This is a genomic window from Kribbella rubisoli (genome assembly GCF_004217145.1).
GTDB classification, from domain to species: Bacteria; Actinomycetota; Actinomycetes; order Propionibacteriales; family Kribbellaceae; genus Kribbella; species Kribbella rubisoli.
Genome location: NZ_SHKR01000014.1, coordinates 754090 through 767555, shown reverse-complemented (window position 1 = coordinate 767555; position 13466 = coordinate 754090). Strand labels below are relative to the sequence as shown.

Below are 13466 nucleotides of genomic sequence, written 5' to 3'. Positions count from 1 at the left end.
TTTCCCTTGCTGTTGGCATCGGCCTGCTGGAGTGAGGGTGACACTGTCGGCGGCTGACGGCATACTCAGGGCCTCGCGAGCCAACGCTCCACCATCGCGCCGTCCAGCCCTGGAGGATCTCCGTGACCCGCAAACGCCAGGCGATCATCGTCGCCTCAGCGCTGATCGCCGCAACCGCCGGCGTGCCGCTGCTGGTGAACGCCGCCAACGCCAGCCAACCGGCGACCGGGATTGCCGACCCCGACGTCAAGCGCTCCGAGACCGGTTCGTACATCGTCCAGCTCGACGACTCCCCGGTCGCGGAGTACGACGGCGACATCGCCGGCCTGGCCGCGACGAAGGTCGCGCCCGGCGGCAAGCTGCTGAAGACCGCGGCCCCGGTGGTCGACTACGTCAAACACCTGGCCGGCGAGCGTGACCAGCTTCTGAAGACGAACAACGTCACGAGGCTCTACGACTACAACTACACGTACGCCGGTTTCTCCGCCGAGATGTCGTACGACGACGCGGTCAAGCTGGCGAAGTCGTCCGGGGTGAAGAGCGTCGAGCCGAGCGAGATCGAGCACGCCGACACCGTCGACACGCCGCGCTTCCTCGGCCTGTCCGGCAAGGGCGGTGCGTGGCAGCAGGCGGGCGGTGTCGACAAGGCCGGCGACGGCGTGATTATCGGCATGATCGACTCCGGCTACACCCCGGAGCGCCCGAGCTTCGCGCCGATGAAGACCACCAAGCAGTCCGACGCGATCATCGCGAAGAAGTGGAAGGGCATCTGCCAGGCCGGCGAGGAAGCGCCCGTGACCTGCAACAACAAGGTGATCGGCGCCCGGTACTTCGACAAGGGCATCGGGACCCGCCCGATCCCGGAGGAGTACAGATCGCCGCGTGACTACGGCGGCCACGGCACGCACACCGCGAGCACTGCGGCCGGCAACTACGGCGTCGAGATGAGCGTCATGGGCCGCGACTACGGCAAGGGCTCCGGGATGGCGCCGCACGCCCGCCTCGCGATCTACAAGGCCTTGTGGGCGGTCGACGCGACCGGCGGCGGCAGCGGTACGGACGCCGACATCGTGGCCGCGATCGACGCCGCGGTCGCGGACGGCGTGGATGTCATCAACTACTCGATCTCCGGCAGCGGATCGTCGTACGTGAATGCCACCGGCCTCGCCTTCCTCAGGGCCGCCAAGGCAGGCGTGTTCGTCGCGACGAGCGCCGGCAACACCGGTCCGGGCGAGGCGACGGTCGGCAAGACGTACCCGTGGGTGACGTCGGTCGCCAACGGCACCCACGACCGCGACATCCAGACCACGGTCACGCTCGGAAACGGCAAGTCGTACACGGGTGCGGGCATCGGCGCCGGCGTGCCACAAACGCCGGTGATCCTGGCCAAGGATGCGGGCCTCGCAAGCGCCGACCCGACGAACCTCACGCTGTGCCAGGCCGGCACGCTCGATCCGGCGAAGGCCAAGGGCAAGATCGTGGTCTGCGACCGGGGCGTGAACGCCCGCGTCGACAAGAGCCTGCAGGTGAAGAACGCCGGCGGCGTCGGCATGATCCTGCTCAACATCACCCCGGGCACCCTCGACTCCGACCTGCACACGGTCCCCACCGTCCACCTCGACGAGACCAAGGCCGCAGAGGTCAAGGCGTACGTCGGCGGCACCACCAGCCCCACCGCGACCATCGGCGCCGGGACGCCGGTCCGCGTGACCGCGCCGATGGTGGCTGCCTCGTCCAGCCGCGGCCCGTCCCCGGCCGGCAACGGCGACCTGCTCAAGCCGGACGTGATGGCGCCGGGCACGAACGTCCTGGCCGCGACGACTGCGTTCAGCGCGGCCGGCGGCGAGTACGCGTTCATGAGCGGTACGTCGATGTCCACGCCGCACGTCGCCGGCATCGCCGCCGTACTGAAGGCCAAGCACCCGACGTGGTCCCCGATGGCGATCAAGTCCGCGATGATGACGACCGCCACCGACAAGGACACCGCAGGCAAGCCGATCAAGAACGACTCCGGCTCGCAGGCCAACCCGTTCGGGTACGGCGCCGGCCTCGTGCAGCCGAAGCTGGGTATGGACCCCGGCCTGGTCTACGACTCGACGTACACCGACTGGACGAAGTTCGTCTGCGGTTCCGGTCAGGTCCCGGCGACGCACGAGCTGTGCGCCAACGGCAAGATCGACCTGAGCGACCTCAACTACCCGACGATCGCGATCGGTGACCTGGCCGGCAAGCAGACCGTGACCCGGACCGTCACGAACGTCGGCAAGCTGCCTGAGGTCTACTTCCCGAAGGTCGAGGGCCTGAAGGGTCTCAAGGTGACGGTCTCGCCGCGGATCCTGATCACGCTGCCCGGCCGCAGTACGACGTACAAGGTGACGTTCGAGAACAGCGGCGCTCCACTTGAGCAGTACTCGTTCGGCCGCCTGGTCTGGAAGTCCGCGAAGCACTCCGTGGCCAGCACGCTGGCGATCAAGCCGCTCACGGTGAAGGCGCCGACGCAGGTCAACGGCACCGGGACCGCAGGGTCCGTCGAGGTCCCGGTGACGGCCGGCTACGCCGGGACGCTCAACACGACTGCTGTCGGCCTGGACGCGGCCACGGTGGGCGAGGCCGCGCTGAAGAACCCAGGTGGCGTGGCGTTCCCGACGACCGCTCCGAAGGCGAACGACCACGTAGCGAAGTTCACGGTCAACGTCCCGGCTGGTACGACGCACGCCAGGTTCTCGACGTTCGACGCGGACTACCCGGCTGGAACTGACCTGGATGTGTTCGTGTACCAGGCCGGGACGACCACTCTGCTCGGTAGCAGCACAGGCGGTTCGGCAGAGGAGGAGGTCAACCTCCCACGGCCGGCAGGCGGCCAGGTGGACGTGTACGTCGACCTATACGCCGGAGCGAACGAGCAGACCGTAAAGCTCAACCACTGGGAGCTGCAGAAGGCCGCAGGCAACCTCACGGCCTCACCGGCCACCCAACAAGTGCAGGTGGCCGGCGCGGCGAGCGTGACTGCTAACTGGAGTGGGCTAACTGCCGGCACTAGGTACCTGGGTCAGCTGCGCTTCACCGACGGCGCAGACGGCTCAGGCTCCACCATCGTCCGGGTAGACAGCTAGGGCTGTACCTGGCGAATCGTCTGGTCGGGCTTGGCGATTGCGACCTGCTTGCACTCGCCGGTCCCGACGGAGCACCGGAAGAGCTTCTGGGCCGCGCCGGCCTCGTCGACCACGATCACGTTGTCCGGGTCCTCGAAGACCCCGTCTTCGAACCACTTCGTCCCGGCCGGGAGCCGCAGCTTCGTGGCCTTCCCGGTGGCGATGTCGACCGCGACACCGATGGTATTGATGGTCATCGTCGATCCGTCCGGTGACACTGTCACGTACGGTGCGGCCGCCAGGTTCTTGAAACAGTACTCACGCTTCACATCGAGGCCCTTGGTTCCCAACGTGGCGGCCGTGATGCAGGTCTTCCCGCCCTTGTAGCTGATCTGCGCGATCGTGTTGGTGGTGCGCGTCAGTTCCAGCCTGTCGGAGAATGACCCGACCGTCCGGACGTCCTTCGACCCGGGTTGCCACACCTTCACCGGTACAGCGTCCGGACCGTGCTCGTGCATCCAGATGCCGTCCTTGTTCCAGCCGATCAGCTCGAGGTTCGGGATCTTGACGGTGAGGCTCGACACCTCCTTGCCGGTCCTGATGTCGACGACGACGACCCGACCATCCGGCCTGCCGTACTTCGAGACCGCGACGGCGATCTGCCGCCCGTCGGGAGACACGAACGGCCACTGGGCTCCCAGCGGTCCGATCGGCCGGACCGTGCCGCTCGGCGAGATGACGACGATCTGGGACTTGTCCGGATCGGGGTAGCCGGTGGTGGCGAGCCAGCCGCCCTCGGTCCGCGCGGCGACATTGCCCTTCAGACCCGGGTTCTTGACGGTCTGACCGCCGTCGTGGAGGACGTACCACCAGGTGTCCAGCGGGTTGTCCGGGTTGCTGTTCGGGTCGGTGATCGCATAGGGGATCCGGGGGGCTCCGGTCGAGACCGGGCCTGCGGCAGGCAGGCCGGCCACGGACGGCTGGTCGGACTTGGCCAGGCCGTGCAGGTACGGCACCGCCAGGGTCAGTATCGCCGCGATGCCGGCCGCGGCCACCGCCATCGGCACCCAGCGACGGCGGGTGGACGTGCCGGTGCTGTCCAGCTCCAGGCCGGGTCCGTGGGCGGAGTCAGGCACGGTGTCGGCCTTGGCGTGCAGGTAGTCGCGCAGGCGGGTCTCGGTGTCGGTCATCGGAGTTCCTCGAGTTTCTTGGTGAGAGCTGTGAGGCCGCGCGACGCGGTTGCCCTGGCGGTGGATGGGCTGATGCCGAGGAGTTCGGCGATCTCGTCGAACGGGAGATCGAGGTAGTAGCGCAGGACGAGCACCTCGCGGGGGCGGGTGGACAGCCCCTGGAGCGCACGTCGTACCTCCTCGCGTTCCTCCCCGAGGACGGCGGTGCTCTCCGCGGAGTCCTGTGGCGCCTGGTGCGGCGGGGTGTAGAGGCGGGCCACCCGGCGGCGCCGGAGCGCGGACCGGCTCGCGTTGAGCACGGTCGAACGCAGGTACCCGAGCGCCTTGTCGGAGTCCTTGAGCGGCCATCGCCGGTACAGCTGGGCGAATGCCTCCTGGACTATGTCTTCGGCTGTCTGTCGGTCATCGATCACCAGGACGGCCAGGCGCACGAGACCGCGCCACTCCCGGCCGTACAGCGCTGTCACGGCGTCACGTGCCTCGTCGCCGGCCGCCACCTGGTGAGGATGCTGCTCGATACTCACCACTAGATTCGTCACACCCTGAGAGACGTCTGTCTGCCGGGAACGCTGCATCAGAGCCGGTGGCGTACCCAGTCGAGGTGGACGAGGGCGCTCTCCCGCTGCCATGACCTCATAGTGGGGATCCCAGGGGGCGCCGGCTGCGCCGAACCCCACCACAGCCCGCCCCCGACGGCCGCGATGAACCCGGTGATCGCCTCGTCGTCAGGCAGGTCCGGCAGTACGACGGACCCCCGCATCTCCGCGTGCAGGATGACTGTATCGGTCCAGCGGGGTGCCAGCCCCGGATGCGCCCAGTCGATGAACACCACCCGGTCGTCGGTCAGGATGATGTTGTCCGCCCGCAGGTCGTAATGCGCCAGCGACTTGCCCTCGGCCAGCGCGCGGAGCCCCTTCTGCGCCAGCTCGGCAAACTCCTCGACCCGGCCCTCCATCCAGGACGGTACGGCGAGACCCTCCTCCAGCACGTTGTTCCAGCGGCTCAGGAAGTCGTGGCTCCGGACAGCGACCACAGGCGCATCCGGCCACGGCGACGGGTCCAGTACGTCGGTCAGCTCCGCCAGTGCGTCGAGGACCCGGTCCGCGTCAGCCTGCTCCCACGGATGTGCAGGCAGTCGCCCGTCGATGTCCTCGTACAGCATCCCGACCCAGTCGCCGTCGTCGTAGACCTCGTACAGCTCCGGGGCCATCGGGAGCCGGCCGATCGCCTGCATGGCCGTGATCTCGAGCCTGAACAGCTCGGGTGTCTTCGGATTCAGCGACGTACCGACGGCCTTCACGAAGGCACGGCGGCCGGAGGCGGTCACCAGGCGGGCGGCGACACCGGGGGAGAAGCCGCCCTGCTGTGTGGCAGCCGTCACCACCGCTGAGCCGAGCGCGCGCTCGACCCAGTCCCGGACCGGCTCGGGCATCTTCTCGTAGGGCAGTCTGACCCCAGCAGCGTGCGCCATACCTCAGCACGCTATCGGGCCCTCGCTAGTGATTTTCGAATCTGCTGGACCCGCATGGGATGATTGACCGGATATCACCCAAGACCAGAACTGGATCCCCTCCGTGCCCGTTGGCCCCACGAATGTGCCGCAGCCGGGTCGTACCGACCCGTCGCTGATCCGGAACTTCTGCATCATCGCCCACATCGACCACGGCAAGTCGACGCTGGCCGATCGGATGCTGCAGATCACCGGTGTGGTCGACGACCGCTCGATGCGGGCGCAGTACCTCGATCGGATGGACATCGAGCGCGAGCGCGGCATCACGATCAAGTCGCAGGCGGTCCGGCTCCCGTTCGCACCAGGTCCGGACACCCCGGGCGGCCTGCTCGCCCCGGACGGTACGACGTACATCCTGAACATGATCGACACGCCGGGCCACGTCGACTTCACGTACGAGGTCTCGCGGTCGCTCGAAGCATGTGAAGGCGCCGTCCTGCTGGTCGACGCGGCGCAGGGGATCGAGGCGCAGACCCTGGCGAACCTGTATCTCGCACTGGGCGCGGACCTGCACATCATCCCGGTGCTGAACAAGATCGACCTGCCCAGCGCCCAGCCGGAGAAGTACGCCGCGGAGCTGGCCCACATCATCGGCTGCGACCCGTCCGACGTACTCAAGGTCTCCGCGAAGACCGGTGAGGGCGTCGAGGACCTGCTGAGCGAGATCGTCGCGCAGATCGACCCGCCGAAGGGCGTCAAGGACGCTCCGCCCCGGGCGCTGATCTTCGACTCCGTCTACGACACCTACCGCGGCGTGGTCACCTACGTCCGGGTCGTGGACGGCGAGCTCACCCACCGGGACCGGATCAAGATGATGTCGACCGGTGCGGTGCACGAGATGCTCGAGGTCGGCGTGATCTCCCCGGAGCCGGCGAAGTCGCGCAGCATCGGCGTCGGCGAGGTCGGCTACCTGATCACCGGCGTGAAGGACGTCCGCCAGTCCCGGGTCGGTGACACGGTCACGGCGGCCGTGCACGGCGCCACCGAGGCGCTCGGCGGCTACAAGCACCCCCAGCCGATGGTGTACTCCGGGCTCTTCCCGATCGACGGCGACGACTATCCGACGCTGCGCGACGCCCTCGAGCGCCTGCAGCTGAACGACGCCGCCCTGCAGTACGAGCCGGAGACCTCGGGCGCGCTCGGGTTCGGCTTCCGCTGCGGGTTCCTCGGGCTGCTGCACATGGAGATCGTCCGCGAGCGGCTCGAGCGCGAGTTCGACCTGGACCTGATCTCCACCGCGCCGAACGTGGTCTACCGGGTCGAGATGGAGGACGGCAAGGAGTTCGTCGTCACCAACCCGAGCGAGTTCCCCGAAGGCAAGATCGCCGATATCTACGAGCCGGTCGTCCGCGCGACGATCCTCAGCCCGAAGGACTTCATCGGCGTCATCATGGAGCTCTGCCAGTCCAAACGGGGCAACCTGCTCGGCATGGAGTACCTGTCCGAGGACCGGGTCGAGCTGCGCTACACGCTGCCGCTGGCCGAGATCGTCTTCGACTTCTTCGACCAGCTGAAGTCGAAGACCAAGGGCTACGCGTCGCTGGACTACGAGCCCACCGGTGAGCAGTCGGCCGCGCTGGTCAAGGTCGACATCCTGCTGCAGGGCGAGACGGTCGACGCGTTCTCCGCGATCGTGCACCGCGACAACGCCTACGCGTACGGCGTCGCACTGGCCGGCAAGCTGAAGGAGCTGATCCCGAGGCAGCAGTTCGAGGTGCCGATCCAGGCCGCGATCGGGTCCCGGATCATCGCCCGCGAGTCGATCCGCGCGATGCGCAAGGACGTGCTGGCGAAGTGCTACGGCGGTGACATCACCCGGAAGCGCAAGCTGCTCGAGAAGCAGAAGGAAGGCAAGAAGCGGATGAAGATGGTCGGCCGCGTCGAGGTCCCGCAGGAGGCCTTCATCGCCGCCCTCCGCACCTCCGAACCGGTCGAGAAGGCAGGCAAGAAGTAGGTGCTGGTCGAGATTCCCGCCGGTCTGCTGGCGGTCGCGTCTCGCGGGCAGGACTGGGCGGATTGGCTCGATCGGCTTCCGCGGTTGCTGCGCGATCTGCTCGACGAGTGGTCGTTGCGGGTCGACGGTACGGCGGCGTACGGCAACTGTGCGATCGTCGTACCGGTGCTTGCCGACGGGCAGCGCGCCGTACTCAAGGTGCAGTTCCCGCACTGGGAGGCCGAGACCGAGCATCTCGCGTTGCGGACGTGGGCCGGCAACGGCGCCGTACAGCTGCTGCGTGCGGACCCGCGGCGGTTAGCCTTGCTGCTGGAGCGGTTGGAGTCGCGCGACCTGACCACGATCGACGCGCTGGACGCCTGCGAGATCGTAGGCCAGACCTACAAACGGCTGCACGTCGCCGCAGGCCCGCAGTACCGGCCGCTGTCGGGGGAGCTCAAGCGCTGGGTCGAGGGCTTCCGCAGGTTGCCCGCGTCCGCGCCGGTGCCGCATCGGTACGTCGAGCAGGCGATCTCGTTGGCGGAGGACTTCATCGCCGACCCGGCCACCGACGGCAAGCTGATCCACACCGACCTGCACTACGAGAACATGCTCGCCGCGGAACGTGAGCCCTGGCTGGTGATCGACCCGAAGCCGCTGTCCGGTGACCCGCACTTCGAGGTCGCCCCGCTGATCTGGAACCGCTGGGACGAAGTAGTTGCCGCCGGCGACCTTCGGTTCGCGGTCCGGCAGCGGTTCTACACGGCGATCGACGCGGCAGGCCTCGACGAGGATCGCGCTCGCGACTGGGTGATCGTCCGCCAGATGCTCAACGTGCTGGGCACCCTCGAGAACACCGACGGCACCCTCCCGCAGGACTGGCTCACCCGCAACATCGCCATCGTCAAGGCCATCCAGGACTGACACCCCGGGCCGCCGGAGGTGTATCGGCACCTCGACAGGACGTATAGGTCCACTGCGCCCGCCTCCACGCGCAGCCTCGGCTCGCAGGTGGGCAAGTGGGCGTATACGTCCTGTCGAGCTTGCACGCGATCGAGGGGAGTGAAGTACGAGACATTGGGTTGTAGTTAGTAGTTACTACCTACTAACTTCATCGCTATGCGGATGACTGGGCGAGAGCGGCGTGAGCAGATCCTGGGGATCGCCGAGGAGGAGTTCGCGACCGCCGGGTTGTACGGCGCGTCGACCGAGACGATCGCGCGACGGGCGGGGATCACGCAGGCGTACGTGTTCCGGCTGTTCGGGACGAAGAAGCAGTTGTTCCTGGCGTGCGTGGATGCCGCGTTCGGGCGGATGGCGCTGGCGATGCTGGCGGCCGCCGGCGGGTCGACCGGGATCGAGGCGCTGACGGCGATGGGGCAGGAGTACAACGACATGCTCGCCGATCGGACGACGCTGCTGCTCCAGCTCCAGGGCACCGCAGCCGCGGCGGCCGGCGACGGCGAGGTGCGCGACGCCGTACGGGCAAGCTTCGCCCGGTTGTGGCAGGCCGTTGCCGACACCGCTCAGCTGGATCCGGTCACGATCAAGTCGTTCCTTGCCTTCGGCATGCTTCTCAACACCAACGCCGCCCTCGACCTGCCGCAGGTCGACGAGCCGTGGTCCCACCAGGCCAGAACCCGAATAAAACCTGGGCTTTTCGCGCACATCACCACGGAGACGAATCAGTGACCACCGCAACCCGGCATGCCCCGGCGCCGGGGCTGCTCGCGGGGTTCCTGGTCTCCGTCGGCCTGGCCGGTGCGGTGATCGGCAGCCTCGGCGCGCCCTTGATCACGGCGGTCGCCGAGGAGTACGACGTCTCGCTCGCCGCCTCGCAGTGGACGCTGACGATCGCGCTGCTGGCCGGAGCCGTCGCGACGCCCGTCTTCGGCCGGCTCGGAGCCGGGCCGCGGCGGCGCACCGTCGTCCTCGGGATGCTCGGCGCCGAGGTCGTCGGCAGCCTGCTGACGGTTCTGCCCTTGCCGTTCGCGTTCCTGCTGATCGGCCGCGCGTTGCAGGGATCCGGGCTCGGGCTGGTGGTGCTGATGATGGCCGTCGCGCGGGACCATCTCGACGAGCAGCGATCTGCGCGGACGATTGCTTTGCTGTCGGTCGCTTCGACGGCGGGGATCGGGATCGGCTACCCGTTGTCCGGTCTACTCACGGACCTCGCCGGCGTACGTGCGGCGTACGGGCTCGGCCTCCTGATCACCGGGGCCGCCTTCGTGGCGGCGGTGTTCGCGCTTCCGCAGGCCCCGGAGCGGCCGGCGTCCCGGCTTGATGTGCGCGGCGCGATCTTGCTCGCGATCGCGCTAGCCGCCCTGCTCCTGGTGATCGGCGAGACCAGCCTCTGGCGGTACCACGCGGGCCTCGCGATCGGCATCCTCGTGGCCGCGCTGCTGCTCCTCATCGGTTGGACCTTTCTCGAGGCCCACACCGAGAAGCCGCTGGTCGACGTACGCCTCCTCCGTCATCCGGCGGTCGCCGCGGCCAACCTCGTGATGCTGACCGGCGGCGTCGGGATGTATCTGCTCTTCAGCCTGATCACCCGCTTCGTGCAGACCCCCGCCGAGGCCGGCTACGGCTTCGGGCTGAACACGTTCGAAGCGGGTCTGGTGCTGGTCCCGTTCTCGATCCTCGGCTTCGTCGCCGGCCGTCTCGTCCCCAGCTGGCGGGACCGTCTCGGCGCCCGATGGTTGCTGGCGGCAAGTACTGCGGTTGTCCTCGCGACGTTCGTACTCTTCGCAGTTGCCCGCTCACACCTGGTCGAGCCGATCCTGGCCATCGGCATCCTCGGTTTCGGCGTCGGCGCATTCTCCGCCGCAATGCCTGCCGTCATCCTCGCGGTGACACCCAAAGCCGAGACCGCGAGCGCGATGAGCGTGAACGCTGTCGTACGCAGCGTCGGCTTCTCCACTGGCAGCGCCCTCGGCGGCCTCATCCTCGCCGCCCACACCACCGGTGTCTTCCCCAGCGAATCCGGGTACGGCGCTGCCGCGTGGATCGGCGCCGCCGCGACCGCCGCGACCCTGGTGATCATCGCCATACTCCCGCTCAAGCAGCAATAAACCGGTGGATCGCGGCAGCGCGGCCGGGGGAGGATGCTGATATGCGGTTGCTGACGGTCAATGTGGTGGAGAAGCTGATCCCGGGTCCGAAGGAGACGGGATTCACCGCCATCGACAAGCGGCCGCAGCCCGGCCGGGTCCGCGTCGGTGAGCTCGGCCTGGCCGGCGACCGCGTCTGCGACATCGAGAACCACGGCGGCCCGGATCTCGCCCTCTATGCGTACGCCGAAGAGGATGCGGACTGGTGGGCCGCCCAACTCGGTCGCGATATCCCGACCGGCCTGTTCGGCGAGAACCTCCGCACCGAAGGGCTCGACGTGAACGGCGCACTGCTCGGTGAGGTGTGGCGAATCGGTGACGAGGTCGAGGTCATGGTCCGCGCGCCCCGCATCCCGTGCATCACCTTCCAGCACCGCATGCAGGAGCCCCACTGGGTCAAACGCTTCCACCAGGCCGGCCGCCCCGGCGCGTACCTGAAGGTGCTCCGCGAAGGCACGATCGGTGCCGGCGACCCGATCGAGATCATCAGCCGTCCGGACCACGAGGTCACCGTCGCACTGATGTTCGCGGAGCAGGACGCCGCCAAGATGCAGCGCATGCTCGGCTCTGGGGTCGACCTCATGGAGGAGCTCCGCGAGACCGCGCAGCGCGTCGTGGCGCGCGGATGAGCGCGGCGCAGTCGTCCGTACGCCGAGGAATCCTGCCCGAGCCGGGGCCGTTGCGTCCGCTGGCTCTGGCCACGCTGCTCAGTCGGGTCGGCAACGGCCTGTTGATGACGGTCAGCGTCCTCTACTTCAACCGGATCGTCGGGCTGTCGATCGCACAGGTCGGCCTCGGTCTCACCGTCGCGGGGTTGTTCGGGCTGCTGTCCGCCGTACCGCTCGGGCATCTCGCGGACCGGCGTGGGCCGCGCGGTCTGTTCGTCGTTCTGAGCCTGATGGTGTGTGGGTTGTCGCTGCTCTACCTGGTCGTTCAGAACTTCTGGCAGTTCCTGATCGTGAGCATCGTGCTGACGATGATCGACCGCGGCGCGGGCGCCGTCCGAGCTGCCCTGATCGCCGCCCTGACGGTCGGCGCGGGGCGGGTCGCGGCTCGTGCGTACCTGCGGGCCGTCACGAACATCGGCATCATGGCCGGTGCCGCGGTCGGTGCCTTCGCGCTGCATTTCGACACCGCCACGGCGTACCGCGTGATGTTCGTACTGGACGCGGCGCTGAGCAGCATCGCCGCCTTCGTCGTACTCGCGATTCCGCGGGTCGCACCCCACCATCGTGATGACGACGGACCGGTGTGGATCGCGCTGCGGGACCGCGGGTACCTGGCGGTGGCGGCGCTCAATGCGGGCATGAGCATCCACTTCGCCGTGCTCGATGTCGCGATCCCGCTCTGGGTCGTCGACCACACCGACGCCCCGCGCTGGACGGTCGCGTTGCTGCTGATCATCAACACCGTGGTGGTCTCGCTGTTCCAGGTGCGTTCGTCGCGTGGCATCGCCGATCCCACTACGGCCGCCCGCGCAACCCGCACCGCCGGGTTGTTGCTGCTGGCATCGATGGTGTTGCTTGCCGGCGCGACGTGGGGCAACGCGCTGATCGCGGTCGCGCTGCTCGCTGCGGGCGCGCTGGTCCAGGTGATCGCCGAGCTGATGCAGTCCTCGGGCTCGTTCCTGCTCAGCTTCGACCTCGCGCCCAACCACGCTCAGGGTCAGTACCAGGGCGTCTGGAACACCAGCATGTCGATCAGCACGATGATCGCTCCGACAGTCCTTGCTCTGTTGCCGCTCGGACTCGGCGTCCCCGGCTGGATCATCCTCGGCGTCTGGTTCGCCCTCACCGGCGCGCTGTTCGTCCCGGTGGTGCGCTGGGCGGACAGCCGTCGCCCAGCACCTGTAGCGGCTTAGTTCGTAGGCTCGCGGTAGCCGAGGGCGGCGGAGATCTTGCGGGCGGCCTCTATCGCGGCGGGAGCCATCAGCGCGACCTGGGCGATCGACTGCTCCAACGACAAGGTGGAGATGCTGACGGCGGCGACGGCCGCGCCGGTGTGATCGTGGATGACCGCGGCGACACAGCGGATCCCGGGCTCGTTCTCCTCGTCGTCGAGTGCGTAGCCGCGAGCGCGCACCTGTGCGAGATCGGTTTTGAGCGCGGCCGCGGTGGTGTGCGTGAGCGGCGTACGGGCCGGAAGACCGGTTCGGGTGATGTGGACGTCGAGCGCCTCTTCGTCCTTCTCGGCGAGAAGCGCCTTGCCGATGCCGGTGCAGTGCAGCCAGATCGCCTTACCGACGCGCGACGGCATCCGGTACGGCTTCGGGCCGTCGAGGCGGGCGACGTAGATCGCCTCGTCGCCGTTCAGCAGTCCGACGTGCACCGTGCAGCGCGTCTGCGCGACGAGATCCGCGAGCACGGGGCGGGCGACCGTGGCGAGGTCGACGTTGGTCAGCGCGTGACCGGCCAGCCGCAGCGCCTTCGGGCCGGGGTGGTACGAGCCGTCGTCGGCCTGCGTGACGAACTCGTGCTCGACCAGCGACGCCATGATCCGGTGCACGGTCGACTTGGCCAGACCGGTCGCGTTCACGACGTCGGTGAACCGCGAGTGCTCCAGTACGGCGTCCAGCACCATCAACGTCTTGTCGATGGCCGAGGGCGAACTCATGTCGCTCATCCTGCCACT

Annotated in this window: 11 protein-coding genes; 7 read left to right on the top strand and 4 right to left on the bottom strand. The window is 68.2% G+C overall.

Annotated features, from left to right (window positions below):
* Window positions 1-122 precede the first annotated feature (122 nt).
* Window positions 123-3113, top strand: a complete 2991-nt coding sequence (locus tag EV645_RS29175) for a S8 family serine peptidase (RefSeq protein ID WP_242000729.1) — start codon at window positions 123-125, stop codon at window positions 3111-3113.
* On the opposite strand, the gene EV645_RS29170 is transcribed toward EV645_RS29175, so the two are convergent.
* The 3 genes from EV645_RS29170 to EV645_RS29160 are packed head-to-tail and all read right to left on the bottom strand — an operon-like array spanning window position 3110 to window position 5753.
* Window positions 3110-4282, bottom strand: coding sequence for a hypothetical protein (locus tag EV645_RS29170; RefSeq protein WP_130447200.1), 1173 nt, complete (start codon window positions 4280-4282; stop codon window positions 3110-3112). The genes EV645_RS29175 and EV645_RS29170 overlap by 4 nt on opposite strands.
* Window positions 4279-4806 carry an RNA polymerase sigma factor gene (locus EV645_RS29165; protein ID WP_242000728.1) on the bottom strand — a complete coding sequence of 176 codons (528 nt, stop codon included), beginning with the start codon at window positions 4804-4806 and terminating at the stop codon, window positions 4279-4281. Before EV645_RS29165 ends, EV645_RS29170 begins: the two co-directional genes overlap by 4 nt.
* 50 nt (window positions 4807-4856) lie before the next feature.
* Window positions 4857-5753 (bottom strand): protein kinase family protein, encoded by an 897-nt coding sequence (locus EV645_RS29160; protein WP_130447198.1) that lies wholly within the window; start codon window positions 5751-5753, stop codon window positions 4857-4859.
* 103 nt (window positions 5754-5856) lie between these two features.
* On the opposite strand from EV645_RS29160, the gene lepA reads away from it, so the two are divergent.
* The 6 genes from lepA (at window position 5857) to EV645_RS29130 (ending at window position 12696) form a co-directional block, all read left to right on the top strand.
* Window positions 5857-7746 carry a translation elongation factor 4 gene (gene lepA / locus EV645_RS29155; protein ID WP_198681909.1) on the top strand — a complete coding sequence of 630 codons (1890 nt, stop codon included), beginning with the start codon at window positions 5857-5859 and terminating at the stop codon, window positions 7744-7746.
* Window positions 7747-8649 (top strand): aminoglycoside phosphotransferase family protein, encoded by a 903-nt coding sequence (locus EV645_RS29150; protein WP_130447197.1) that lies wholly within the window; start codon window positions 7747-7749, stop codon window positions 8647-8649.
* Between the two features lie 195 nt (window positions 8650-8844).
* A complete protein-coding gene (locus tag EV645_RS29145; protein ID WP_198681908.1) occupies window positions 8845-9417 on the top strand; it encodes a TetR/AcrR family transcriptional regulator in 573 nt (190 codons plus the stop codon).
* Window positions 9414-10796 (top strand): MFS transporter, encoded by a 1383-nt coding sequence (locus tag EV645_RS29140; RefSeq protein ID WP_198681907.1) that lies wholly within the window; start codon window positions 9414-9416, stop codon window positions 10794-10796. The genes EV645_RS29145 and EV645_RS29140 overlap by 4 nt, the downstream gene beginning before the upstream one ends.
* Window positions 10797-10837: 41 nt before the next feature.
* A complete protein-coding gene (locus EV645_RS29135; RefSeq protein ID WP_130447195.1) occupies window positions 10838-11464 on the top strand; it encodes an MOSC domain-containing protein in 627 nt (208 codons plus the stop codon).
* Window positions 11461-12696, top strand: coding sequence for an MFS transporter (locus EV645_RS29130; RefSeq protein WP_130447194.1), 1236 nt, complete (start codon window positions 11461-11463; stop codon window positions 12694-12696). The genes EV645_RS29135 and EV645_RS29130 overlap by 4 nt, the downstream gene beginning before the upstream one ends.
* Here the strand turns inward: EV645_RS29130 and EV645_RS29125 are convergent.
* Window positions 12693-13448, bottom strand: a complete 756-nt coding sequence (locus EV645_RS29125; RefSeq protein ID WP_130447193.1) for an IclR family transcriptional regulator — start codon at window positions 13446-13448, stop codon at window positions 12693-12695. The two genes, EV645_RS29130 and EV645_RS29125, sit on opposite strands and share 4 nt — an antisense overlap.
* Window positions 13449-13466 lie beyond the last annotated feature (18 nt).